The organism is Nocardia sp. NPDC049526 (assembly GCF_044465765.1).
Classification (GTDB): domain Bacteria; phylum Actinomycetota; class Actinomycetes; order Mycobacteriales; family Mycobacteriaceae; genus Nocardia.
The window spans coordinates 586,834-609,633 of record NZ_JBITMA010000005.1 but is presented as its reverse complement, the minus strand read 5'-3'; the positions used below and the strand labels follow the sequence as shown (position 1 = coordinate 609,633).

The 22,800-nt window shown below is 65.7% G+C and carries 25 protein-coding genes; 7 read left to right on the top strand and 18 right to left on the bottom strand.

All coding sequences use genetic code 11. The features are described 5' to 3' along the window. Positions 1-2 precede the first annotated feature (2 nt). Genes ACIBW7_RS19380 through ACIBW7_RS19370 form a run of 3 tightly spaced genes read right to left on the bottom strand, consistent with a single transcriptional unit; the run spans position 3 to position 3,024 of the window. Positions 3-1,217 (bottom strand): sugar ABC transporter permease, encoded by a 1,215-nt coding sequence (locus ACIBW7_RS19380; protein ID WP_397047983.1) that lies wholly within the window; start codon positions 1,215-1,217, stop codon positions 3-5. Next, on the bottom strand, positions 1,217-1,951 hold the full coding sequence (locus ACIBW7_RS19375; RefSeq protein ID WP_397047981.1) for an ATP-binding cassette domain-containing protein: 735 nt from the start codon (positions 1,949-1,951) through the stop codon (positions 1,217-1,219). The genes ACIBW7_RS19380 and ACIBW7_RS19375 overlap by 1 nt, the downstream gene beginning before the upstream one ends. Then, positions 1,948-3,024 carry a sugar ABC transporter substrate-binding protein gene (locus ACIBW7_RS19370; RefSeq protein WP_397047978.1) on the bottom strand — a complete coding sequence of 359 codons (1,077 nt, stop codon included), beginning with the start codon at positions 3,022-3,024 and terminating at the stop codon, positions 1,948-1,950. Before ACIBW7_RS19370 ends, ACIBW7_RS19375 begins: the two co-directional genes overlap by 4 nt. Positions 3,025-3,131: 107 nt before the next feature. Here ACIBW7_RS19370 and ACIBW7_RS19365 point away from each other — a divergent pair, with 107 nt between their 5' ends. Then, entirely contained in the window at positions 3,132-4,307 is a 1,176-nt protein-coding gene (locus tag ACIBW7_RS19365) for an ROK family protein (RefSeq protein WP_397047976.1), read from the top strand. A gap of 24 nt (positions 4,308-4,331) precedes the next feature. On the opposite strand, the gene ACIBW7_RS19360 is transcribed toward ACIBW7_RS19365, so the two are convergent. Next, positions 4,332-4,523 carry a hypothetical protein gene (locus ACIBW7_RS19360; RefSeq protein ID WP_062987240.1) on the bottom strand — a complete coding sequence of 64 codons (192 nt, stop codon included), beginning with the start codon at positions 4,521-4,523 and terminating at the stop codon, positions 4,332-4,334. A gap of 81 nt (positions 4,524-4,604) precedes the next feature. Next, the gene (locus ACIBW7_RS19355; protein ID WP_397047974.1) at positions 4,605-5,429 is read right to left on the bottom strand and encodes a class I SAM-dependent methyltransferase; all 825 of its coding nucleotides are present in this window, start codon (positions 5,427-5,429) and stop codon (positions 4,605-4,607) included. 168 nt (positions 5,430-5,597) lie between these two features. Between ACIBW7_RS19355 and ACIBW7_RS19350 the strand changes: the two genes are divergently transcribed. After that, entirely contained in the window at positions 5,598-6,338 is a 741-nt protein-coding gene (locus ACIBW7_RS19350; protein WP_397047972.1) for a PP2C family protein-serine/threonine phosphatase, read from the top strand. Between the two features lie 53 nt (positions 6,339-6,391). After that, positions 6,392-7,369, top strand: coding sequence for a zinc-binding alcohol dehydrogenase family protein (locus ACIBW7_RS19345; RefSeq protein ID WP_397047970.1), 978 nt, complete (start codon positions 6,392-6,394; stop codon positions 7,367-7,369). Positions 7,370-7,371: 2 nt separating this feature from the next. Here the strand turns inward: ACIBW7_RS19345 and ACIBW7_RS19340 are convergent, their stop codons facing one another. Together ACIBW7_RS19340 and ACIBW7_RS19335 are read right to left on the bottom strand one after the other, a co-directional pair. Then, complete coding sequence (locus ACIBW7_RS19340) at positions 7,372-8,673, bottom strand: carotenoid oxygenase family protein (protein WP_397047968.1); 1,302 nt, start codon at positions 8,671-8,673, stop codon at positions 7,372-7,374. Between the two features lie 16 nt (positions 8,674-8,689). After that, on the bottom strand, positions 8,690-9,250 hold the full coding sequence (locus tag ACIBW7_RS19335) for a hypothetical protein (RefSeq protein ID WP_397047966.1): 561 nt from the start codon (positions 9,248-9,250) through the stop codon (positions 8,690-8,692). A gap of 90 nt (positions 9,251-9,340) precedes the next feature. Between ACIBW7_RS19335 and ACIBW7_RS19330 the strand changes: the two genes are divergently transcribed. Together ACIBW7_RS19330 and ald are read left to right on the top strand one after the other, a co-directional pair. Continuing rightward, entirely contained in the window at positions 9,341-9,859 is a 519-nt protein-coding gene (locus ACIBW7_RS19330; protein WP_397047964.1) for a PadR family transcriptional regulator, read from the top strand. Between the two features lie 186 nt (positions 9,860-10,045). Further along, positions 10,046-11,152 (top strand): alanine dehydrogenase, encoded by a 1,107-nt coding sequence (gene ald, locus ACIBW7_RS19325; protein WP_397047962.1) that lies wholly within the window; start codon positions 10,046-10,048, stop codon positions 11,150-11,152. A 9-nt stretch (positions 11,153-11,161) separates the two neighbouring features. On the opposite strand, the gene ACIBW7_RS19320 is transcribed toward ald, so the two are convergent. Further along, complete coding sequence (locus ACIBW7_RS19320) at positions 11,162-11,665, bottom strand: Lrp/AsnC family transcriptional regulator (protein ID WP_397048188.1); 504 nt, start codon at positions 11,663-11,665, stop codon at positions 11,162-11,164. Between the two features lie 322 nt (positions 11,666-11,987). On the opposite strand from ACIBW7_RS19320, the gene ACIBW7_RS19315 reads away from it, so the two are divergent. Continuing rightward, positions 11,988-12,878 (top strand): EamA family transporter, encoded by an 891-nt coding sequence (locus ACIBW7_RS19315; protein WP_397047960.1) that lies wholly within the window; start codon positions 11,988-11,990, stop codon positions 12,876-12,878. A 16-nt stretch (positions 12,879-12,894) separates the two neighbouring features. On the opposite strand, the gene ACIBW7_RS19310 is transcribed toward ACIBW7_RS19315, so the two are convergent. From ACIBW7_RS19310 to ACIBW7_RS19275, 8 genes are all read right to left on the bottom strand, one after another. Then, positions 12,895-13,338: an SRPBCC family protein gene (locus ACIBW7_RS19310; RefSeq protein ID WP_397047958.1), complete on the bottom strand. Its 444-nt coding sequence runs from the start codon at positions 13,336-13,338 to the stop codon at positions 12,895-12,897. 73 nt (positions 13,339-13,411) lie between these two features. After that, a complete protein-coding gene (locus tag ACIBW7_RS19305; protein WP_157124067.1) occupies positions 13,412-13,981 on the bottom strand; it encodes a DJ-1/PfpI family protein in 570 nt (189 codons plus the stop codon). 60 nt (positions 13,982-14,041) lie between these two features. Beyond that, complete coding sequence (locus ACIBW7_RS19300) at positions 14,042-15,430, bottom strand: amidase (protein WP_397047956.1); 1,389 nt, start codon at positions 15,428-15,430, stop codon at positions 14,042-14,044. Positions 15,431-15,618: 188 nt separating this feature from the next. Next, the gene (gene rbsD / locus ACIBW7_RS19295) at positions 15,619-16,005 is read right to left on the bottom strand and encodes a D-ribose pyranase (protein WP_397047954.1); all 387 of its coding nucleotides are present in this window, start codon (positions 16,003-16,005) and stop codon (positions 15,619-15,621) included. 27 nt (positions 16,006-16,032) lie between these two features. Beyond that, positions 16,033-16,977, bottom strand: coding sequence for a ribokinase (locus ACIBW7_RS19290; RefSeq protein ID WP_397047952.1), 945 nt, complete (start codon positions 16,975-16,977; stop codon positions 16,033-16,035). Then, positions 16,974-17,744: an ATP-binding cassette domain-containing protein gene (locus tag ACIBW7_RS19285; protein ID WP_397047950.1), complete on the bottom strand. Its 771-nt coding sequence runs from the start codon at positions 17,742-17,744 to the stop codon at positions 16,974-16,976. Before ACIBW7_RS19285 ends, ACIBW7_RS19290 begins: the two co-directional genes overlap by 4 nt. Before the next feature lie 8 nt (positions 17,745-17,752). Beyond that, entirely contained in the window at positions 17,753-18,721 is a 969-nt protein-coding gene (locus ACIBW7_RS19280; protein WP_397047948.1) for an ABC transporter permease, read from the bottom strand. Beyond that, on the bottom strand, positions 18,718-19,713 hold the full coding sequence (locus ACIBW7_RS19275) for a substrate-binding domain-containing protein (RefSeq protein ID WP_397047946.1): 996 nt from the start codon (positions 19,711-19,713) through the stop codon (positions 18,718-18,720). Before ACIBW7_RS19275 ends, ACIBW7_RS19280 begins: the two co-directional genes overlap by 4 nt. Before the next feature lie 165 nt (positions 19,714-19,878). Here ACIBW7_RS19275 and ACIBW7_RS19270 point away from each other — a divergent pair, with 165 nt between their 5' ends. Continuing rightward, the gene (locus tag ACIBW7_RS19270) at positions 19,879-20,883 is read left to right on the top strand and encodes a LacI family DNA-binding transcriptional regulator (protein ID WP_397047944.1); all 1,005 of its coding nucleotides are present in this window, start codon (positions 19,879-19,881) and stop codon (positions 20,881-20,883) included. Positions 20,884-20,886: 3 nt separating this feature from the next. On the opposite strand, the gene ACIBW7_RS19265 is transcribed toward ACIBW7_RS19270, so the two are convergent. Both ACIBW7_RS19265 and ACIBW7_RS19260 read right to left on the bottom strand, forming a co-directional pair. Then, positions 20,887-21,558, bottom strand: a complete 672-nt coding sequence (locus ACIBW7_RS19265) for a 4-carboxy-4-hydroxy-2-oxoadipate aldolase/oxaloacetate decarboxylase (RefSeq protein WP_397047942.1) — start codon at positions 21,556-21,558, stop codon at positions 20,887-20,889. A gap of 28 nt (positions 21,559-21,586) precedes the next feature. Next, positions 21,587-22,795 carry an aspartate transaminase gene (locus ACIBW7_RS19260; RefSeq protein ID WP_397047940.1) on the bottom strand — a complete coding sequence of 403 codons (1,209 nt, stop codon included), beginning with the start codon at positions 22,793-22,795 and terminating at the stop codon, positions 21,587-21,589. Between the last annotated feature and the right edge of the window lie 5 nt (positions 22,796-22,800).

Here is a 22,800-nt window from a genome sequence, read left to right as displayed (position 1 = left end):
CCTCAACGAGCTCCTTCGGCGCCGCGCCGGGCCACCGAATCGATGGCAACCGATACCGCGAGCACCGTGCCGGTGACCATGAACCGCACCGACGAATCGACGTTCAACAGCAGCATGCCATTCGTAATCGATTGGATGACAAGGATTCCCAGTAGCGCCGCATAGGCGCGCCCACGTCCGCCGAACAAGCTGGTGCCGCCGATGACGGCAGCGGCGATGGCATTGAGCAGAATGTCGCTGCCGCCGGAACTCTGGTTGACCGCAACCAGTCGAGACGCCGCGAGTATCCCACCGACGGTCGCGAGCGCGGAACATCCGATGAACGCGGCGATGCGCACCCAGGTGACATTGATACCGGCCCGCCGCGCGGCCTCGGCATTGCCGCCCACGGCGTAGATGCGTCGCCCGAAGACGGTGCGCCGCAGCACCAGATCGATGGCAAGGACCAGTCCGCCGAAGATCACCAGAGTCAGCGGCACCCCGCGATCGGAGTTCAGCACCAGCACGGTGGCGGCCAGCAGCAGCGCAAGCCCGCCGGAACGCACCGCGATCCATCCCGGAGCCGACACCGCCAGTTCGGCGCGAACCCGCTGCCGCCGGGTCAGCAGACTGGTGATCAGATGCCCACCCGCCAGCACCGCAACCAGCAGCCACGCAAGCCACGGCAGCAGCCAGGTATCGCTGATCTTCGCGATACCGCGGTCGAAGGGCAGATTGACCGTCCCTTCCTTGCCGAGCAGATACAGCATCAATCCCTGCCAGCCGATCAACCCGGCCAGTGTCACCACGAACGACGGCATACTCAGCTTCGTCCGCATCAACCCATGCAGCAGTCCGATCGCCGCGCCGACGGCGAGCGCGGCGAGCACCGCGAACACCGGATTCCAGCCATGGTGCACATACAGCTGCGTCATCACCACGGCCGTCAGCCCGCTGACCGATCCGGCCGACAGGTCGATCTCGCCGAGCAGCAGCACCAGCACGATGCCGAGTGCGATGGTCCCGGTCGCGGCCATCTGCAGGGCGAGATTGGTGAGATTCTCCGCGGACAGGAAATGCTCGTTGAGTCGATCGAAGACCACCGCGATGACGACCAGCCCGACCGCCACCGGCATGGCACCGACATCGCCGCGGCGCAGTCGGTCCGCCACCGCATCGGTCCGCGCGCGCAGCGGATTTCCTTGCAGTGCAGGTTGTTTCATGGCGAGATCACTCATCACACGGCTCCCGTGATCGCGGCGACAATGGCCTCCTGACTGGCCTGCGCGGTCTCGAATTCACCGGCATTGCGCCCGAGGCGCAGCACCACGACGCGATCGCTGACCGTCCGCACATCGACCAGGTTGTGCGAGATCAACAGCACCGCGAGACCGTGCTCGCGCAGGCGACCGATCAGCGCGAGTACCTGAGCGGTCTGTTCGACACCGAGCGCGGCGGTCGGTTCGTCGAGAATCACCATCTTCGGCTGCCCCAGCAGCGCCCTGGCGATCGCGACCGACTGCCGCTGTCCGCCCGAAAGCGCGGAAACCGGCACCCGCACATCCTTGATCTTCACATCCAGCGATCGCAGCAGATCCCGTGCGCTGCGCTCCATCGCGATCTCGGACAGCACGCTCAATTTCCTTGTCTCCGTGCCGAGATGGAGATTGGCGACGACATCGAGGTTGTCGCACAGTGCGAGATCCTGGAATACCGTGGTTATCCCGAGCGCCTGCGCGTCCTGTGGACGGCCGATCCGCACCGGCGCCCCGGCGAAGGTGATCTCCCCCTCATCGGCGACGATTGCCCCGGAGATCACCTTCACCAGCGTCGATTTGCCCGCGCCGTTATCGCCGACGAGCGCGACCACTTCACCGGCCCGCACCTCGAGACCGGCGCCGGCCAGTGCCTGTACCGCACCATAACGCTTGGTGATGCCGCGGGCGGAGAGAACCGTTGTCGCGGTACTCATTCGAGTCCCGCGGCCCGGCATGCCGCCGCGACATCCGGCGTGCAGATTTCGGCGGCGGTGTAGAGGCCGTCCTTGACGATCGTGTCCTTCAGGTTGTCCTTGTTCACCGGGATCGCATCGAGCAGGAACGACGGGATTTTCGCCGACCCGTTATCGGTTGTCGCAGGGGCAGCCGGCTTTTCGCCCTTGCCGAGTGCGACGGCGAGTTCGGCCGCCTGCTCGGCCTGGGCTCGATAGTTGAGGTAGATGGTCATGGTCTGCTCGCCGGTCAGAATCCGTTGTACGGCAGTGAGTTCGCCGTCCTGGCCGGTCAGCGGCGGCAGGCTCGCATAGCCCGCCCGCTTCAGGGCCGCGATGATTCCGCTGGCCATACCGTCGTTGGCCGAGTAGACGCCGACGATCGAATCCTTGCCGAGTGCGGTGATCGACTGCTCCATCTCCTGCTGCGCCTTATCCGGCGACCAGTCAGGGGTGTCGAATTCCCTGGCGACCTTGACCTTTCCGTCCAGCGCTTGATGCGCGCCGGTCTTGTAATCGCCGGCACTCGGGTCGGTCGGCGCGCCGTTGATCATCACCACCTGTCCCTTGTCGACGGTGCCGCGCTTGGTCAGCTCGGCCAGCAGCGCCTCGCCCTGCACCTTGCCGACCTTCACATTGTCGAAGGAGACGTAGTACTCGTAGCCGATACCGGATATCAGCCGGTCATAGGCGATCACCGGGATCTTCTTCTGCTTGGCCTGATTGACCTGCGGCGCAACGGCATCGGCATTGACCGCGTCCAGCACGATGACATCGGCGCCCTGGGTGAGCGCGGACTCGAATTGACTCTGCTGTTTGGCCGCATCCTGATCGGCATTGAAGTAGAGCACCCGGCAACTCGCGCACAGCTGCTTGGTCTTCGCTTCGAACAGTGGCCGGTCGAATGCCTCGTAGCGGGTGGTTTTGGACTCCGGCAGCAGTAGCGCGATCGTCGGGTTGTCACCGCCCGTTTTCGGTTCGCCGGAGCCCGAGCTACAGCCTGCCGCCAGGACTAATGCGGCTGCCGCCGCGGTGATGAGCAGAATTCGACGCATGAGAATCACCGTGCCGAGAGGGGAATGAGAGGTGCGCCCGGTTGAGCGTTGATAAGAAAGGTAGTTTACTAACAGCGGGGTGTCCAGTGTTACGCAGAGGAGGATCAGTGAGCAGGGTCGGCAATCCCCAACTGCTGCGGACGATGAACGAGCGGTTGCTGCTCGACCGGCTCCGGGTGCACGGACCGTCCTCGCGGGGGGAGCTGGCCAAGGCCAGCGGCCTGTCCAAACCGACGGTCTCGGCGGCGCTCGCGGGTCTGGAGGAGGCCGGATTGGTGCAGCTCGTCGGTTCGCTGAGCGGGCGGCCCGGACCGACGACGGCGATCTACGACGTGAATGTGCGCGCCGGTGTGGTGGCCGGAGTCGATATCGGCAGGCACTGGGTCCGGCTCGCGATCGCCGATCTGCGCGGTGAATTCATCGCCCGTCGGGATATCCCCAATTCGGCCCGCTCGGCCGTCGATCTGGTGCGCCGGGTCCGCACGCTGGCGCACCGGGTGGCAGCCGATGCCGAAATGAGTTGGGCGGAGGTTCATTACGCGGTAATCGGCGGTCCGGGTGTGCTCAATCCGGCCACCGGTCGGCTCGACTACGCCCCGAATCTGCCCGGTTGGGGTCGCGCCGGACTCGTCGGGCAGTTGCGTGCTGCGCTGGAGGTCGAGTCGGCGATCGAGAACGACATCAATCTCGCCGCCGTCGGGGAACTCACCTTCGGTGCGGGCGTCGGCATGCGCAACTTCGTGCTGGTCTCGATCGGCACCGGCGTCGGCATGGGCATTGTGATCAACGGTGAACTCTACGTCGGCAGCACCGGTGCGGCGGGTGAGGTTTCGTTCCTACCCGCCACCGAGGTCGAGGCGGCACCCGATGACGCCCGCCAGCGCGGCATGACCGAGACCGTTGCCGCGGCGGGCGGTGTAACCCGCAGCGCGCGGCAAGCCGGGCTGAGTCCAGCATCGGCGAAGGACATCTTCGCCGCGGCCGCGGCCGGTGATGCGCGGGCGCGCTCGGTCGTCGAGGCCGAGGGCCGTCGCATCGGCGCCCTCATCACCGCGGTGTCGGCAATTCTGGATCCGGAACTCGTGGTCCTGGGCGGGGGCATCGGCCACAATCTCGACCTGCTCGGCGATTCCATTGCTCGGCGGATGGCCGAACTCGGACCGCTGCGTCCGCGCATCGTCGCCAGCACGCTCGGCGACGACGGAGTGCTCAGCGGTGCGGTATCGCGTGCGCTCGAGGTAGCGCGCGATCGGCTCTTCGATCGGCGCACACCGAGTGCGTGAGGTGGGATTCGGCCTCGAGGGCGCTCAAAGCACCCCGATGGCCTTGAGTAGTAGCAGGGTCAGACCGGCCGTACCCGCGAAGGCGACGCCGCCGTCGCGGATCACGATGCCAGCGGGCGAGCCACTGACCTTGGAGAGAATTCCGGATATCACCGCGACGATGATGCCGACGAGCACGGCGACGACAACGAACAAGACCTGAACGGTAGTGGACACTCGACGCTCCCTCGATGTGGATCGTCGCAGTGTAAAGAGTGCAGTGGCTATCGTGTAGCAAAGTTGCGGGATGTGCTGTGGCTAGGCCGGTTTGGTTGCCGCCAATCCGTACAGCAACGGGAGGATGGGGTCCGCCGGCGGGAGCCGGAACCAACCGTTTTCGGTGCGGATCATGCGCGACCACCGGGGCCACGGCAACATCTCGGTTTCGCTGAGATCGGTAATGCGCAGCCCCGCGCCGATCAGGGCATTGATCACCTCGCCGAGCCCGTGGCGCCATTCGTACACCGTGGTGTCACTGGTCAATGCCGGGCCGTCGGTGTAGGTGTGGTCGCTGTCGCGACGCTGAGCACCGCGCCCCTCGAGGTAATCATCGTGCAGGACAAGCGAATCCGGATCGATGCCGGCCGATGGCGTAGGCCCGAGGGAGTGCAGCAGCGGGTGGAATTCCACGATGTACACGAGGCCGCCCGGGCGCAGCAGTTCGGCGAGTACCGCCGCCCAGCGCGGCAGGTCGGGCAGATAGCAGAGCGCACCCTTTCCGGTGTAGACGATATCGAATTGCCTGTGCCCCACTGCATTCGGTGCATCGTAGACATCGGCGCACACGTACTCGACGGCATCGGCGGCGAGTTCTCGGGCGTGCCGGATGGAAGCGGAGGAGAAGTCGAGACCGACCGCCGCAGCCCCGCGCTTGGCGAATTCGATTGTCTCGGTACCGAGATGGCACTGCAGATGCAGCACATCGCGGTCGCGCACGTCGCCGAGGACACCCCATTCGAAGGGCGCGAACCAATACGACGAATCGCGATCGCGATAGAACTCGCTGGCCGCGTGAATCGGGGCACGGGCATCCCAGTTACCGCGGTTTGCCAGCAGTTGATCGAGGCCGTCGTCGCTGTCCACCGAGCCATCGTATTTCGGGAGCCGGATGCCCACGGCGGGTGCGCCGACGATTCAAAGGATTCTCTCACGTAATTTTGGCACGGTACACGGAAAACCGAGGTTCACTGGAGTTACAGAGTTGTGCGGATCGGCAGTGTTGGGGCAGGTCCAGCCCAAGGAGGTCAGACCTTGCAGACAACCGCTTCGATCGCCATCGTCCGTCCCGAGTCGGTAAGGCTCGGCGGTATCACACCCGGTGTGGTGAGCAGCCGTGGGCGGCGTTCGCTCAATGCCGACGCCTTCGCCACCTACACCGACGCCACTGTCGGACGCACCGCGTTCGTTGTCGCCGACGGGGTCGGCGACAACCTGCCAGCGGCCAGGGCAGCGCGGACCGCGGCCTCGGTCGCCGCGCGGATCGGTGCGGGCAACGGCGCGCTGGCCGGCGTGGTCGCGGCCCAGCAGGAGTTGCTGCGTGAATTCCCGGAAGAGCAGGCCGACAGTGTGCTCGTGATCGCCGTGCTGCCCGCCGCCGATCAGCCCGACGGGCCCTGCGATATCGCCTGGGTCGGGGACTGTCGCGCCTACCGCTGGAACGGCCGGGTGCTGCACCAGATCACCACCGACCACACCGTTGCGGAGTTCATGCGCGCCAGAGGGGTTCGCCCGGCGAACCGCATGGACCACCTCGTCACCACCTCCACCCGCACCGCGAGTCCGGATGTCATCGGCCGCGCCGCCACCGGATCGAGCCGGGGCCGACTGCTGTTGAGCACCGACGGCGTGCACAAGCGGCTCGATATGGTCGAGATCAAGTCGATACTCGTCGCGGGCAAAACCGCGGCCAACACCGCGGAAACCTTGGTGGACAACGCATTACAGGCCGGTAGCACCGACAATGCGACGGCACTCGTCGTGGACTGCCGGTAACTCCGATTCCTGCTAGAACTATTTCGTCGGTGTGTCTAGTGGAGCGTGGGGTTATGCGGGCGATTCAGATCGGTGAACTGGGCGGACCCGAGGTGTTGCAGGAGGTGGAGCTCGATGCTCCGGAGCCGGGGCCAGGTGAGGTCGCGATCGATGTCGAATATGTCGGGGTGAACTTCGCCGACCTGCAGGCGCGTTCGGTGGGGTATCGGGTCCGGGATCTGCCGTTCGTGCCGGGACTCGAACTGTCGGGCCGGGTGCGCTCGATCGGCGCCGATGTCGACGGGTTCACGGTGGGACAGTCGGTGGCGGCGATCACCGAGGGCGGCGCCTACGCCGAGGTCGCCGTGGTCACCGCCGCGACGGTGTTCGCAGTGCCCGGTGGTGTCGATTTGCGAACGGCCGCAACGCTTCCCACGGTCTTGCCGACCGCTTATGCGCTGATCAATACTGTCGCCAAGCTGCAGCCGGGGGAGACCGTGCTGGTGCAGGCCGCGGCGGGCGGGGTGGGCACCGTGGTGGGGCAGGTGGCCAAGTTGGCGGGGGCCGGCGCGGTATACGGCGTGGTCTCCAGCGAGGCCAAGGCGGAATACGCGCGCAAACTCGGTTATGACGATGCCTTCCTCGCCGAAACCTTCGAGACCGATGTCCGGGAGGCGACCGGTGGACGCGGTGTCGATATCGTGCTCGACCCGGTCGGCGGGCAGACCTTGCGGCGTGGTCTCGAATCGCTGGCGCTGTTCGGTCGGCTGATCTCCTACGGCAATGCCAGTGGTGAGCCGGGCTGGCAAATCGGCCAGCCCGAGCTCTACCCGAGGGGGCTGTCGATCTCCGGTTTCTCGATCCTCGGCCTCACCGCCGATGCGCCCCAGGTATTGCGCGAGATTGCCGAACGGGCATTCCGGTTGGTCACCACGAGGCAGGTGGAACTGCCGATCACCGCGGAGTTCCCGCTGTCCGAGGTCGCCGAGGCACACCGGTTGATGGCGAGTCGGGCCTCGACCGGCAAGCTGGTGCTCGCGGTCAAAGGCTGAAATCATTTGTCGGCCAGCCAGTTTCCGTGAAATCCGTAGGGCACCCGAGCGGGTAGATGGATGGTCGCCACGGGTGGCGCGGCCAGCTCGGACACGTCGACGATGACGAGGTCGCTCCGGTCGGTCTCAGCGTTGTAGACGTAGGTCATGAGATAGCCGTCGCCGCCGGGGCGGTCGTCCGCGGGTGCGAATGCGGCCTCGGCCGGAATGCGGCCCGGACCGAATTCGTGTGCCGCGCTGGTGCCGGTGTGCAGGTCGTAGCGCAGTAGTGCGCCGCTGTCCCCGGCGACGGTGGCGTGGCCGAAGCGGGAATCCAGACCCGCGAGCCGGTCGTCGATGCGCGGGAATTCGGCGTCTCGATCGTCGAGCTGTTCTTCGGCGACGGTGCCGGTGACCAGATCGATGGTCCAGCGCCAGAGCGAGGCGTGCTCCGGAAGGTGCGAATCCTGCCGCCACAGACTGGGATACCGAATCACATGCAGCACGATCCGGCCCGGCTCATCGTGAGCATTGAGGGTGTGGAAGACGTAGCACGGATCGATCGGGAACCACCGGATTGTGCCGTGCGGGTCGTCACGACGCAGCACCCCGAGCCGGGCCTGGTAATCGTCGCGCCATCGGAACGGCATGCCGCCACCGGATTTGGCGGTTTCGAGATCGAAAACCACTGGCAGATCCATGAATACGACATGGCCGGCGGTGAGGTTGAAGTCGTGGTGCATGGTCGCGGCGGGCACCTCGATCGGGCGGCTGACCACTAGATTGCCTGCGGCGTCCGCGCGGTGGTAGGTCAGATAGGGCGCGGTGAAGTTGTAGCCGAAGAAGTGCAGTTCGCCGGTTGTCGGGCAGGTCTTGGGATGCGCGGTCATGGCGGTGCGCAGCTGGCCGTCGAAGTCGTAGGGGCCGACCGTATCCAGCTCGCAGGTCAATTCGTACGGGTAGGACGATTCGACCAGTGCCAGGGTGCGCCCGGCGTGCTGGATGACATGCGTATTGGCGTGCCCCGCGGTGAGATCGAGGTTGCCATCGGCATCGCGCACCCGAGCGCCTTCGGTGAAGGTCGAGGTGCGGACCCATCGGTTGCGGTAGGAGACGGCGCGGCCCTGTTCGAGCCGGACGCCGTGCACCATGCCGTCGCCGAGGAACCAGTGCGCGGAGGCCGCGGCATGCGGATTCGGGCCGTTGCGCAAATACCAGCCGGTCAATTCCGCGGGAATCGTTCCGGTGACCGGTAATTCGTAGGCGGTGAGTTCTTCGGTGACGGGTGCGTAGTTGCCGGTGAGGTGCGGAACCGAGGTGGTCATGCTGAGGCCTATCTGTTCAGGATGCGGAAGGGTCGAGCGAGTTCGCCTTCGCCCGGATGTAGGCGACGTAGCGGATCGTGAAGAGCACCGGTAGGACGAAGGCGAGGACCTGCACGGTGGTGCGCACACCAGAGGCGGAGTGCGCGAGCGCGGTCAGTGCGACGCAGCCGATGACGAAACTCGCGGTCCACACCGAGGTGATGACATACGCCGTGCGGATGAAGACCGGATGATCCCAAAGTTCCTGCGGCGTGGTTTGTTTGGCGATCGGCAATGTGAACGGCGTACGCACGGCCAGCGAGACGCCCGCGACCACGGCGAGCACGGCGGAGGAGAGCGCCGGAGTGTAGGGGTGCAGGGCGCTGTCCGGATCGGCGAAGGCGAGGACGGTCAGTGCCGAGAAGAAGACAACCGAGCCGATATCGATGGCCATGGCTTCCAGTCGCTGACCGGCCCGGACCTGCTGAGCGATACCGAGCACCGAGACGCCCGACGCGGCAAGCGCTGCCCACTGCCAGTACTGCGACGGGACCACCGCGAAGACGATCCATGGGGCGAAAGCGCGCAGATAGGACATGTCCGAGAACTCCTCGATATTCCAGTTTTGACATGTCCAAGTTAGAGGCTCATCTTTCGACATGTCAAGAGTGGAATGTAGGCTGATGGTATGAGTCTCCGGTATGCCCTGCTCGGACTACTGGCCGATCGTCCGGCCAGTGGCTACGACCTGCTGCAACGATTCAAGGTGTCGCTGGCCAATGTGTGGCCGGCCACCCAGAGTCAGATCTATACCGAACTCACCAAGCTCGCCGATGCGGGCTCGATTGCGGTATCGGATGAGGGACCGCGCGGCCGCAAGGAATACACGATCACCGAAGCGGGCCTGGCGGATCTGCGGGAGTGGCTCACCACGACCAAGCCGAAACGCGTGGCGCGCAATGAAATGCTGCTGCGCGTGTTCTTCCTCGGCGCGGTTTCCCGGGCGTATGCCCGCGACTACCTGTCCGATATCGAAACCGGATCCAAGAAGGCCGGGGCCGAACTGGCCGCACTCGAGGCGTCGATCGACTGGGACGATGACGACCTGTCCGTCTACGGACGCATCGCGATGGAGTGGGGTAAGCGGTTCCATGCGATGAGCCAAGAGTGGGCCGAGTGGGCCATCGGTCAGATCCCGCAGGGCTAGGCCGAATATGTTTCGAATCGGGACTCCGGCCGGTCCTCGAATATGAATATCGGGACACCCTACTCGTGAAATAGAGAACTATCTTCACAAATATAGACCTGATCTTGAATGATCTTCATAATCGCACTGAGGTGATCGAACGGATCACATGTCGCCAATCCACCGGATCGACGTACAGGAGTGTTGATGAAGATCGGAATTCCCCGCGAGGTCAAAAATCACGAGTACCGGGTCGCGTGCACACCCGCCGGAGCGCACGAGCTGGTTTCGCGCGGACACGAGGTGTACATCGAGACCGGTGCCGGCCGGGGATCGGCGTTCGAGGATATGGCGTACGCGGCCGTCGGGGCGCGGGTGCTGGACACCGCCGACGAGGTCTGGGGCACCGCGGAAATGGTGCTCAAGGTGAAAGAGCCGGTGGCCGAGGAGTATTCCCGCATGCGCGCGGGGCAGCTGCTGTTCACCTACCTGCATCTGGCGGCATCCAAGATGTGCACCGACGCGCTGCTGAACTCCGGGATCACCTCGATCGCCTACGAGACCGTCACCGGTAAGGACGGATCACTGCCGCTGCTCGCGCCGATGAGCGAGGTTGCGGGACGGCTCGCGCCGCAGGCCGGCGCGTATCACCTGATGCGCAGCGGCGGCGGTCGCGGCGTGCTGATGGGCGGCGTGCCGGGTGCGCGTCCAGCGAAGGTGGTGGTGCTGGGCGGCGGTGTTTCGGGGAGCAATGCGATCGCCGTCGCGGTCGGCATGCACGCGGACGTTACGGTGCTGGATCTGAATATCGCGCGCCTGCGTACACTCGACGAACAATATCGCGGTCAGGTGCGCACCATCATCTCCAACAGCTTCGAGGTGGAGAGTCTGGTCCGCGAGGCCGACCTGGTGATCGGCGCGGTTCTCGTGCCTGGCGCGAAGGCGCCGACGCTGGTGTCCAACGACCTTGTCGCACAGATGAAGCCGGGTTCGGTCCTGGTCGATATCGCCATCGATCAGGGCGGTTGTTTCGCGGATTCGCGGCCGACCACCCATGCCGAGCCGACCTACTCGGTGCACAATTCGGTGTTCTACTGCGTCGCCAATATGCCCGGCGCGGTGCCGTACACCTCGACCGTCGCACTCACCAATGCCACACTGCCGTACGCGATTTCGCTCGCCGAGCGTGGCTGGCGCGATGCGGTCGCCGCGGATCCGGGCCTGGCCGCCGGTCTGAGCACACACCGCGGCCACCTGCTGTCCGAATCCGTTGCGGTGGCACACAATTACGCCGCCGAGACGTTGGCCGCCTAGCGGGGGGAGCTAAGTCATCGGGCTGGTTCGCGGGCGCACGTGCTCGAAGATGAGGATCGTCTCGGTGGAGGCGACCGCGGGATGTGCGCTCAGATGTTCCAGTACGAAGACCCGGAGTCCCTCGCTGTCGGCCGTGGCGACATGGATCAGATAGTCGTCGGCGCCCGCGATGAAGTACACGTTCAGCACTTCGTCGAATACGGCCAATTGCTCCCCGAACTCGGCGAGGTGTGGACGTGCGTTGGCATGCACCCGAACCGCGATCATGGCCTGTAGATTGCGGCCCAGCGCCGCCGGATCGATATCGGCGTGGAATCCGCGAATCACGCCGCGCTCCACCAGCGACCGCACCCGCCCCAGACATGTCGACGGCGCGATCCCCGCGACATCGGCGAGCGCACTATTGGTCATGCGCCCGTCGCGTGCGAGCTGATCGAGCAGAATCCGGTCGATATCGTCCAACTGGACCGCCGGACGGGGCGTGGTCCGCACTGCACCGACCGCAGGCCCGATCGGTGAATCAATCTTCCTCACCAGGCCAACTCTATCGAAGATCATTCGATACTGATCCGGTCCGAAGACTTTTGTTCAGCGCACCTGATCTGCCGAGGTAACTCCGATCCAGGCATTGCGCTAGCATCGTCGCGTGGGTATCTATTGGCATGCTGTTACGCCGCCGCCGTGCGCCTGATCGGGCGCACCTGCTGAATTTCTGATTCGCGGTCCGGGCTGTTCTGCGAGGGCAGTCTCGAGGTGATGTCGTGCGCCCGTTTCGAATCCCTGTCGAATTCGATGACGGAAGTGCATGGCCTTGTCTGATATCAAATCTTTTGTTGTGGTTGGACATTCGGGTGTTCGGGCGTTCAGTGGTCCGGTTCCCATCCTGAGCGCGGCGGTGCTGTGGGGGACCACCGGGACCACGAGTTCATTGGCTCCGGCGGGTGCGCCCGCTGCGGCGATCGGATCTGCCGGGTTGGTGCTCGGTGGTTTGTTGCTGTTCTTGTCCACCGGTCAGCGGTTGCGGTGCACGCGCGGCGAGTGGTGGTTGGTTGTTGTCGGGGCGTTGGCGGTGGCGGGGTATCCGGTGACCTTCTATCCGGCCGTGGCGCGGACGGGCGTGGCCGTCTCCACCGTGATCGCCCTGGGGAGTGCGCCGGTTTTCGCCGGGCTATTGGCCTGGGTTGCCGGGCAGGGTAAACCGACCCGGCGGTGGGTCGGTGCCACCGCGGCGGCGGTAGTCGGCTGTGCTGTCCTCGTGCTCGGACCCGCGGTGACGGGCGGGACCGCACCGGTCGACCTGTTCGGCATCGTGCTCGCCGCATTCGGTGGACTCACCTACGCCGTCTATTCGCTGATCGGCGGCAGGCTCATCGCGCACGGCCATTCATCGAATGCGGTGATGGGCACGATGTTCGGCATCGCCGGATTGCTGGTGCTGCCGGTTGTATTGTGCACCGATACATCCTGGCTGCATACCGGTCGCGGCATCGCGGTGGCGCTGCATCTCGCGGTGTTCACCACCTTCGTCGCCTACCGCCTGTTCGGTTACGGGCTGCGGCATACGACCGCGCAGGTGGCGACGACATTGACGCTCGCCGAACCCGCCGTGGCGGCGGTGCTCGGTGTGGTCGTGGTCGGCGAGCGGTTGCCGATCGTGTCGTGGTGCGGTTTGGCGGTGTTGGCACTCGGGCTCGCATGCCTGACACTCGGCGCGCGCGACCGCTGAGAGGGGATCTCGACGCCTACCGATTCGATTGGGCCAGTGCGGATTCGGCGGCGTCGAGCACCTTGCCGAAGCAGTAGAGGATCACCGGTTCGGCGAGCACGCGGGTGAACCAGGCGGCGGCGAAGGGCAGGCGCGCTTCGGCGGTGGTGATCCAGGTGACCCGCGTGCCGCCGTCGACCTCGGTGAAGATCAGCCGGCCGCCCTCGTGCCGGGTCGCCGGAATGCTGCGCTCGACGAGGTAGCTGAATTCGTGTGGTGCGTCGTAGCCGGTGATGCGTTCGCGGAACCAGCCGATGCCCCAGGTCAGGATTCGGACGGCGCCGAGCCCGTACGGCGCTGTCTCGCCCTGCTGGATCAAGCGCTCGCGCAGCACAATTCGTGCCTTCGTGTAGTTGCGTGCGTTGGTCAGCCAGGCGAAGACATCATCGATCGGCGCGGGAATGACGCGCTCGATTGTCATGGTTTCCATAGAAGCCCCTCCCACTCGTCTACTACACGTGATAGTAGTGCGGTGCGAGGCGGGACGCCAGACCTTACTGACCCGGTGCGGGCGCTTTGGCGCGCAACACCTCCAAGAATGCGCGCATCCACTGCGGATGGTCCGGCCAGGCGCGACCCGTCACGATATTGCCGTCGACATGGGCAGGACTGTCTTCCCATTGTGCGCCAACGGCATTGAGGTCCGGTGCCAACGCCGGATAGGCGCTCGACGAACGACCGTTCAGCGCGCCGACGGCAAGGAGAATCAACGGACCATGGCACAGTGCCGCGATCGGCTTGTCCTCGTCGACGAAATGTTCGACGACCCTGCGGCACTCCGCATCGCCGCGCAAGTACTCCGGCGCCCGTCCGCCGGGCAGTACCAACGCCGCGTACCGACTCGGATCGACATCGGCCAGCGCGATATCGGCGGGCCAGGTGTGTCCGGGTTTCTCGGTATAGGTATCGAAACCGTCGACGAAGTCGTGCACGACGAACTGCAGCTTCTTGGCGGTTGGGGCGGCCACCTGCACCTCGTACCCCTCCTCGAGCAGCCGCTGGTACGGGTACATGACCTCCAGGTCTTCGGCCGCGTCTCCGGTGATCAGCAATACGCTTGTCACGGCACATCACCTCCGGTGCGAATTTTATCGACAATCGCAGCGGAGACAGACGCTTTCGGGCTATGCGGGACGGGGGTGCGGGCGAATCTGTTCGAGTTGGGCGGCGACGGACAGAATAGTGGTCTCGCCATTCGCCGGTCCGACCAGTTGGACCGCCAGCGGGAGCCCATCGCTGGCCATGCCCGCGGGTAGTGAGGCGGCGGGATGCCCGGTCACATTCCAGAATCCGGTGAAGGCGACCATCGGGATCGAGGCGAGTTGTGCGCGGACGGGGTTCGCATTGTCGAGGACGCCGCCCCGCGGCGGACGGTGTGCGATGGTAGGGGTCAGCAGCAGGTCGCACCTGTCGAAAATGCGATCGGCCTTGTGCGCCAAGGCTTCGCCGCGACGCATGGCCCATTCGACGACCGGCCGACGAGCCCAGGAACCGAGCATCAGGTTTTGGCGAGTACGGCGTTCGAGCCGTTCCGGATGATCGACGAGCGGGATCTCCGCGCGCACGCCCCCGTAGAACTGCGGATAGAAGGCGAACGTGAAATCGGGATAGTCCGGATCGATCTCGGTGACCGTATGGCCCAGTTGGGCAAGGAGTTCGGCGGTGTCGTGCACCGCGCGCACATGTTCGGGAACCGCCTTCGCGAGCACCGTCTGTGATTTCGTGGTGTAGCCGATGCGCAGGCTGGTCGGTATGCGCCGGGCGGCCTCCTCGAACGACAGCTCCGGATCGGGGGCGTGGAAGCGGTCGGTCGGTGTGGCGCCGCGGATGACGTCGTAGACGATCGCCGAATCCAGCACGCTCCGGGTGAGCGGGCCGAGGACGCCCAACGCCCACCACAGATGTTCGTTCGGTGCGGTCGACACCCGTCCGCGCTGGGTCTTCAGGCCGAAGAGTCCGCAGCAGGCCGCGGGAATCCGGATCGAGCCGCCGCCGTCACCGCCGAGTGCGGCGGGCACCAGCCCCGCCGCGACCGCCGCGGCGGAACCACCGCTGGAGCCGCCGGTCGTGCGGGTGCTATCCCACGGATTGCGGGTCAGCCCGTAGGTGGTGGATTCGGTATAGGGCCACTGTCCGAACTCCGGCATGGTGGTCTTGCCGACGATGACCGCACCCGCCGCCCGGAGCCGCCGCACCACCTCGGCATCGGCGACCGCCGGGGTGAGGTTGGCGCGGGTGCCGAAGGTGGTCGGGACGCCCGCCACGTCGATCTCGTCCTTCACCGCGATCGGGATGCCGTGCAGCGGTCCGCGCGCCGCGACGTCCTGCTGATCGCGTTCGATGGCTTCGGCGACGGCTTGCTCGTGCAGGACGCGAGTGAAGGCATTGAGCTCGCCCGCCTGGTCGATCCCCTCGAGGGTCGCCTCGATCAGTTCACGGGCCGTCAGCACCCCTTGATCCAGCAGCTGTCGCTGCTCCCACACACCCGCGGACACGACCTCGCGAAGATCCATCTCTACCGCTCCCTCCGACCCACATGCCGTGTCGATGCGAACTGCGAGCAGTCGCCAAGCCGGCGCGACCTGTGGAATCAGTCATTGATCCGAGCACCGGACAGTAGCTAGTCAACCGACCATTCCGTAATCGATACGGGCCGCACGTGCGCTGGGTTCAATGTTGCAAGTAACAATATTTCTGAACGCTACAGCCAGGGGACCCCGGCCCGCAGCAACACGTTGGCATACGGCCGGGCCTCGCCGGTACGCACCACGAACCGACAGGCTCCGATGCGCTGTTTGAAGTCGTCGTGGTCGATCAACTCCGCGTTGAGGTTGCCGAGCAAAGCCGCGGCCTCCGGATTGGTGTCCGCGACGTCGCGGCTGCCCCAGGCGGCTTCGACGGTGACCTCGCCCAGGATCAGCTCCAGGATGGGCTCGAACCGGGGGAATCCGTAGCTGATGCCCAGGTCGATGACCGGCACACCGACGGGTGTCGGCAGACCGGAGTCGCTGACGGCGAAGAGGTCGGTATGGCGCAGCGCCGTGAGCGCGGCGAGCAATTCGGCGTGAATGAGTCCGCTGGTGCGCAAAGTTCGATTCCTTCTCGAAGAGGGGGGTCAGACGAGCGGCTGGGCCACGGGGATAGCCGCGAGCGCCGTGACGATCTGGTCCCCGGTGGGGTAGGAGGCGTGGGTTCCCGGTGCCTGCACGGCCAGCGCACCGGCCGCGGTGGCGTAGGCCACGGCGCCGCCGAGCGGCATACCATCGGCGAGTGCGGTGGCCAGCGCGCCGACGAAGGCATCGCCGGCTCCGGTGGAATCCACCGAATTCACTTGTGGCGCAGCCTGATATCCACCCGCAACCGGTGCCGGCACATCGCAGCGGTGCGCCCAGACCGACCCGGCGGCGCCCAAGGTGGCGACGACGGACTCCACCCCGCGCAGGCAGAGCGAACGAGCCAGGTGGAATGCCTGTTCGGGTGTCCGCGCGGTAGTCCCGGTCAGTGCCGACAGTTCGGATTCGTTGACGATCAGCGGGTGGCAGCGGCGCAGCAGCTCATCCGGCAGCGCCGTCGCCGGCGCGGCGTTGAGTACGAACCGGCGCGCCCGCCGCGCGGCCCATTCGACCACGTTCGGCGGTACTTCCAACTGTGCGACAACGACTTCCGCCGACCGCAGCAGGTCGGCCTCGGTCATGGTGTCGAGTTCGGATTCGGGTTCCCAGCGGAAGTTGGCGCCGGGATCGACCACGATCTGGTTCTCGCCGTCGGCAACGGTGATATAGGCCGTGCCGGTCCGTGCGTCCCGCACCTCACGCAATGCGGTGAGCTCGACACCGAACTCGCGCAACGATTTCCGCAGTCCGGGGTCGGCATCGCGACCGATCCTGGCGATGAATTCGACCCGGCCGCCCGCTTGTGCCGCCGCGACGGCCTGATTGGAACCCTTGCCGCCCAGGTTGGTTCGCGAGCGCAGTGCCAGCACGGTTTCGCCGGGCCGTGGCAGCTGCTCCACCTCACAGACGATGTCCTGGTTGACCGACCCGAGGACGACAACCGTCACGACTCGGCTCCGTTCGCGGTGGCCTCGAGATTGCCGGGTGCGGCACCGGTGATCAGTGCGACCAGCCGGTCGCCGTCCACTTCGTCGATCCGATGTGCCGCAACGGATCTGCCGCGCCGCAGCACCACCACGTTGTCGCAGATCCGCATGACCTGTGCCAGATCGTGGCTGATGATCAATACGGTGATCCCGCGCTCGCGCAGGCCGCGCACCAACTTCTCGACCGCCGCGGTCTCCCGCACGCCGAGTGCGGCGGTGGGCTCGTCCATGATCACCATGGATTTGCCCCAGGCCACCGCGCGGGCGATGGCGATACTCTGGCGTTGACCGCCGCTCATCCGGCGCACGGTGGTGCGCACCGAGGGCACATCGACATCCAGATCGCGCAGGATCTCACCGCTGCGGGCGATCATCGCCCTGCGGTTGACGATGCCGAGCGGATATACCAACTCGCGGTTGAGAAACAGGTTCTGCCACACGGCCAGATCGTCGATGAGGGCGAGATCCTGATACACGGTCTCGATGCCCATCTTGCGGGCGTCCTCCGGTGAGCGCAGGCGCACCGGTTCACCATTGAACAGGATCTGCCCGGTATCCGGTGTCTGCACGCCGGTCAGGCAGCGCACCAATGTCGACTTGCCCGCACCGTTATCGCCGACCAGTGCGGTGACCTCGCCCTCGGGAATCGTCAGCGAGACCCCGGCGAGCGCGCGTACCGAGTCGAAGGACTTGGTGAGCTCGCGCGCCTCCAGCAATGGAATCGTCATGTCCTAGCCTACTTTCGGAAGCGGGCGATACCCGCGGCCAGCAGCAGCACCGCGCCGACGGCGACCGGCTGGTAGTACTGCGAGATGCCGAGAATGGTGAACCCGTTGATCAGCGAGGTGAACAGCACCGCACCGCAGACGGTGCCGAGCACCGACGCCTTGCCGCCGGACAGTGACGAACCGCCGAGCACCACCGCGGCGATCGAGCTCAGCAGGTAGGTGGTCTGCAGCGACGGATCCGCGCCGCCGTTGCGGGCGACCAACATGACACCGGCTATGCCGCACAGCAATCCGGACATGGCGTAGGCGAACAGCCGGATCCGATTCACCGAGATACCGGTGTCGCGCGCGGCCTCGAGTCGTCCGCCGGTGGCGAGCAGATGGGTGCCGATCCGGGTGCGGAAGATGATGCCCGCCACGACCAGCGCGGCGAGCAGCGCCAGCAGCCAGAACCAGCGCACCGGTCCGATGCCGTCCAGTGCGAGCCGTTGCAGGAAGCGGGAACTCACGGCCTCGGTATTGCCGTGCGTCAGCAGTAGGGTGATGCCGTTGAGCACGCTCAGCATGCCGAGCGTGACGACGAAATCGGTCATATGCAGTCGGCCGACCAGCACACCGTTGACGACGCCGACCGCCAGTCCACTCAGGATCGCGGCCCCGATGGCGACCGCCATCGGATAGCCGTGGCTGGCCAGATAGCCGAGAACGGCTGCCGCCCATGGCAAGTTGGCGCCGACCGACAGATCGATGCCGCCGACGGTGATCGCGAACTGCTGGCCGAGCGCGAGCACGGTGAGGATGGTCGAGGCGACCAGCAGATCGCCGATATTGTCCGCCGTCAGGAAGTTCGGGGTGGCGATGAAGAACGCCACCCACAAAACGACCAGGGCGAGCGGTGCCGCGAATTCGGCGACCTTGGCGAGGATCTCCGTGCGCCCCTCACGCGCGCGGAGTTCTTCGATTGCCTCTGCGGTCACTTGTTCAGCAGCCCTTCCACGGGGTTGTCGAAGGCGACGATCGGACGCGGGAACGCCGCGATCTGCTGGTCGACATTGTCCTTGCCGATGAAGGCGATGGGGGAGACCACGCGCTCGGGCAGCTTCTTGCCCTGGTGCTCGGCCAGGCAGCTCTGCACCGCGAGTTGTCCTTCGGCATACGGGTATTGGGTCACCGTGCCGGTCAGGGTGCCCGCCTTGACGGCGTCGAGGGCGGCCTGGATGCCGTCGACGGAGATCACCTTGATCTGACCGGTCCGGCCCGCGTTCTTGATCGCCTGGGCGGCGCCGAGGCCCATGGTGTCGTTGGCGGCGAAGATGCCGGTGATATCCGGATGCGCCTTCAGAATCGCCTCGGTGACCTGCAGGCCCTTGTCCTGTTCGTAGTCGGCGGGCGCCTTCTGGACGATCTCCAGCTTGCTCGTGACCGCATCGGTGAAGCCCTGATCACGGTTGATGCCGTTCTGCTCGCCCGCGATGCCCTGCAGGATGGCGACCTTGCCGGTGCCGCCGAGCGCTTCGAGCATCTTCTGCCCGGCGATCCGGCCCGCATCGAGATTGTCCGAACCGATGAAGCTCGCATACGACACCCCGGCCTGCGCGGAGGCCTTCGCGTCGATCTGGGTGTCGAGATCGAGGATCGGAATGTTCTTGCGCGCCACCGGCGTCAGCGGGGTGATCACATTCGTGGCATTGACCGGCACCACGCCGAAGCAGTCGTAACCCTGCGCGGCCAGGGTGGAGATCTGGGCGTTCTCACCGTCGGCGTCGGTCTCGGACTGACCGGCCTGCACCGTGACCTTCACCCCGAGCTTCTGTCCCTCCGCGAGGGCGCCGTCGCGCAATGCCGCCCAGTAGGGGTTGGTGAAGTTCCGGGTGACGATCGCGATCTTGAAGTCGCCGTCGCTCCTGTCCTGTCCACCGCGACCGCAGGCTGCGGCGGCAAGCGCGCCGATGAGGACAAGCGGCGCCATTGCACGCCTGAATCGAGCATTCATCGTGAGTTCGACCTATCCATCTCAGGTATCAACTCGTGTTGATCAACGCGAGTTGATGAGTAGTGTGTGACCCGAGTCACCGGCTGTCAAGTACTTGCGCGGAGTGCTTGGATGGACGGTCGGAGCAAGGAGAGATTTCGGATGGCAGTCACACGAGCCGACGTGGCGCGGCTGGCCGGCACGTCACCGGCGCTGGTGAGCTATGTGCTCAATGGCGGACCCCGGCAGGTCGCGCCCGCGACCAAGGCCCGCATCGAGGCCGCCATCGCCGAACTCGGCTACCGGCCCAATATGTCCGCGCGCAGCCTGCGCATGAACCGCGGACATGCGCTGGGCATGGTGATTCCGGACGGCGCGAACCCGTTCTTCGCCGAGTTGTCCGCCGTGATCGAGGCGGCCGCCTTCGCGCGGGGGTATCCGCTGTTCGTCGGCAATGCCGCCGGGGACGAGGAACGCGAGCGCGCCTATGTGCGCACCTTCATCGACCGCAGAGTCGAAGGGCTGCTTGCGATTTCGTCGTCATGGGAGACCGGCATCGCCGATGCCTGCGAGGATGCGGGCATGGTGCTGGTGGCGCTGGACCGCGTGATCGATCCGGCGCGTTGCGCGCACGTCATGTGCGATTCGGTCGCGGGCGCGGAACAGGCCGTCGCCCATCTCATCGGACACGGTCACCGTGAAATCGCCTGCCTGAGCGGCCCGCACGTGTCCACTGCCGAGGACCGCGTCCGGGGCTATCGAAATGCGCTGGCCGGCGCCGGACTTGCCGAAGGACGCATCGTGCGAACGGATTTCGGAGGTGCCGCGGGCTACCGCGCACTGGCCGACCTCATGGCCGACTCGCGCCGCCCCACGGCGATTTTCGTGACCAGCGACCTGCAGGCAATGGGTATGTTGCGCGCTGCCTACGACGCCGGACTGCGGGTACCCGACGACCTCGCGGTGGTCGCCTTTGACGGGATCGAATACTCCCGCTACACCCGCCCCGGTCTGACCACCATGGTCCAGCCCACCCGCCTCATGGGCGAAACCGCCATCGACCTGCTGCTACAACAGCTCGACGACCACACGCGCCGCCCCGGAGTGGTTAATCTCGAAGCGGTGCTGCACACCAGAGGTTCGTGCGGCTGCCCCGACGAGTTCTGAGGACTACTGATCCACGGTGAGGCCCTTGGCTTCCAGAATCGCGGCCAGGTTCGAGACCTGGATGGGGGTCTCGCCCGTTTTGTAGCGTTCGATGTAGGCGGCCTCGGCGGTGTCACGTTCGCGGGAGGCGGTGATAGCGGATCGGATTTCTTCGCGTCGGACGACTACGACACCGTCGCAGTCGCCCTTGACGATATCGCCGGGATGGATGACCTGGCCGCCGAAGACGAGGGGCTGGTTGATGGGGCCGAGGGTTTCCTTCACGGTGCCCTCGATGCAGACGTGTTTGGCGAAGACCGGGAATCCGAGTTCGCGGATTTCTCGGGTATCGCGTACGCCGCCGTCGGTGACGAGGGCGGAAATGCCGCGGGCGGCACACGCATTGGCGAGGACGTCGCCGAATTGCCCGGCCGGCTGGTCGCCGGATGCCACGACGAGGACGTCGCCGGGTTGGGCATAGCTGATCGCTACCTGCAGCATGATGTTGTCGCGGGGATGGCAGACCACGGTGAACGCGGATCCGCAGAAGGACATGCCGCGGTCGATGGGTTTGATATCGGAGTCGAGTGCACCCTTGCGGCCCTGGGCCTCGTGGATGGTGGCCGCCGAGAAGGTGCCGAGTTCGTCGATGAGTGCGCGGTCGGCGCGGTCGATCTTGGTGGTGACGTGAACCATGGTTTCTCCGTGCTGGGTCGGGCTGTGGTCAGTTCAGTGCGGCAATGGCTTTCGCGATTTCGGCGGCGGCGGTGCGCAACACGTTCTCCGCGGTGGCGAAGGAGATGCGCAGGTATGACGGCGCGCCGTAGGCGGAGCCCTGGATCGTCGCGACCGAGGCGGCCTCGAGCAGATACAGCACGACGTCCTGGTCGTCGTGCAGCACTCGTCCGTCCGGTGTCCGCTTGCCGAGGAGTCCGGCGCATCCGATGAACAGGTAGAACGCGCCCTGCGGCCGCACCGGTGCGAGTCCGTCCACGTCGGCGAGCAGGTCGAACACGAGGTCACGGCGCTCGCGGTAACTCACGATCGACTCGGCGACGAAGCTCTGGTCGCCGGAAATCGCCTCGGCTGCGGCTGCCTGGCTGATCGAGGACGGGCAGGACGAGCTCTGCGACTGCAATTTGTTGATCGCGGCGATGAGCTGCGGGTGCCCGACGCCGTACCCCAGTCGCCAGCCGGTCATCGCATAGGACTTGGACACTCCGTTGACGACGAAGATCTGATCGCGCAGTTGGGGCGCCACGGATAGCAGGCTCGGGGTGCGCTGATCGGTGAAGACGATCTCGTCGTAGATCTCGTCGCACAAGACGTTCACGTGCGGGTGCCGCTCCAGCACGGTGGCGAGCGCCGCGAGTTCCTCCGCGCTGTACACCGCGCCGGTCGGGTTGGACGGTCCGTTGAGGATCACCCATTTCGTGGCGGGCGTGATCGCCGCCTCCAATCCTGCTGCGGTGAGCAGGAATCGGTCAGATTCGGGGCAGTCCACGACAATGGGCGTGCCACCGTGCAGGGTGACCATATCCGGATAGGACACCCAGTACGGCGACGGTACGATGACCTGGTCGCCTTCCGCGACCGTCGCCATCAGCGCCATGAAGATGACCTGCTTGGCCCCGCCGCCGACGGTGATCTCGTTGTCGCCGACCGTGATTCCGGTCCGGTCGAGTATCCGCGCCGCGATCGCATGCCGCAGCTCCGGAATACCGTTCACCGCAGTGTATTTGGTGAGCCCGGAGTCCATGGCCGTGATCGCCGCGGCTATCACATGATCGGGGGTGTCGAAATCCGGTTCGCCGACGGTCAGGTCGAGGATCACCCGACCCGACGCACGCAGCTCGCGAACTCGTTGTGCGGCAGCAGAACTCGGCGATTCTCGCATCCGCTCGACGCGGGTGGCGAGGGCGACAGGGGACATGCTTC

Bases quoted from the DNA above. Each gene is read 5' to 3' on its own strand.
- ACIBW7_RS19380 (WP_397047983.1), bottom strand. From the start codon at position 1,217: ATGAGTGATCTCGCCATGAAACAACCTGCACTGCAAGGAAATCCGCTG.
- ACIBW7_RS19375 (WP_397047981.1), bottom strand. From the start codon at position 1,951: ATGAGTACCGCGACAACGGTTCTCTCCGCCCGCGGCATCACCAAGCGT.
- ACIBW7_RS19370 (WP_397047978.1), bottom strand. From the start codon at position 3,024: ATGCGTCGAATTCTGCTCATCACCGCGGCGGCAGCCGCATTAGTCCTG.
- ACIBW7_RS19345 (WP_397047970.1), top strand. From the start codon at position 6,392: ATGCGGGCGATTCAGATCGGTGAACTGGGCGGACCCGAGGTGTTGCAG.
- ACIBW7_RS19340 (WP_397047968.1), bottom strand. From the start codon at position 8,673: ATGACCACCTCGGTTCCGCACCTCACCGGCAACTACGCACCCGTCACC.
- ACIBW7_RS19335 (WP_397047966.1), bottom strand. From the start codon at position 9,250: ATGTCCTATCTGCGCGCTTTCGCCCCATGGATCGTCTTCGCGGTGGTC.
- ACIBW7_RS19330 (WP_397047964.1), top strand. From the start codon at position 9,341: ATGAGTCTCCGGTATGCCCTGCTCGGACTACTGGCCGATCGTCCGGCC.
- ald (WP_397047962.1), top strand. From the start codon at position 10,046: ATGAAGATCGGAATTCCCCGCGAGGTCAAAAATCACGAGTACCGGGTC.
- ACIBW7_RS19310 (WP_397047958.1), bottom strand. From the start codon at position 13,338: ATGACAATCGAGCGCGTCATTCCCGCGCCGATCGATGATGTCTTCGCC.
- ACIBW7_RS19300 (WP_397047956.1), bottom strand. From the start codon at position 15,430: ATGGATCTTCGCGAGGTCGTGTCCGCGGGTGTGTGGGAGCAGCGACAG.
- ACIBW7_RS19285 (WP_397047950.1), bottom strand. From the start codon at position 17,744: ATGACGATTCCATTGCTGGAGGCGCGCGAGCTCACCAAGTCCTTCGAC.
- ACIBW7_RS19275 (WP_397047946.1), bottom strand. From the start codon at position 19,713: ATGGCGCCGCTTGTCCTCATCGGCGCGCTTGCCGCCGCAGCCTGCGGT.
- ACIBW7_RS19270 (WP_397047944.1), top strand. From the start codon at position 19,879: ATGGCAGTCACACGAGCCGACGTGGCGCGGCTGGCCGGCACGTCACCG.
- ACIBW7_RS19265 (WP_397047942.1), bottom strand. From the start codon at position 21,558: ATGGTTCACGTCACCACCAAGATCGACCGCGCCGACCGCGCACTCATC.
- ACIBW7_RS19260 (WP_397047940.1), bottom strand. From the start codon at position 22,795: ATGTCCCCTGTCGCCCTCGCCACCCGCGTCGAGCGGATGCGAGAATCG.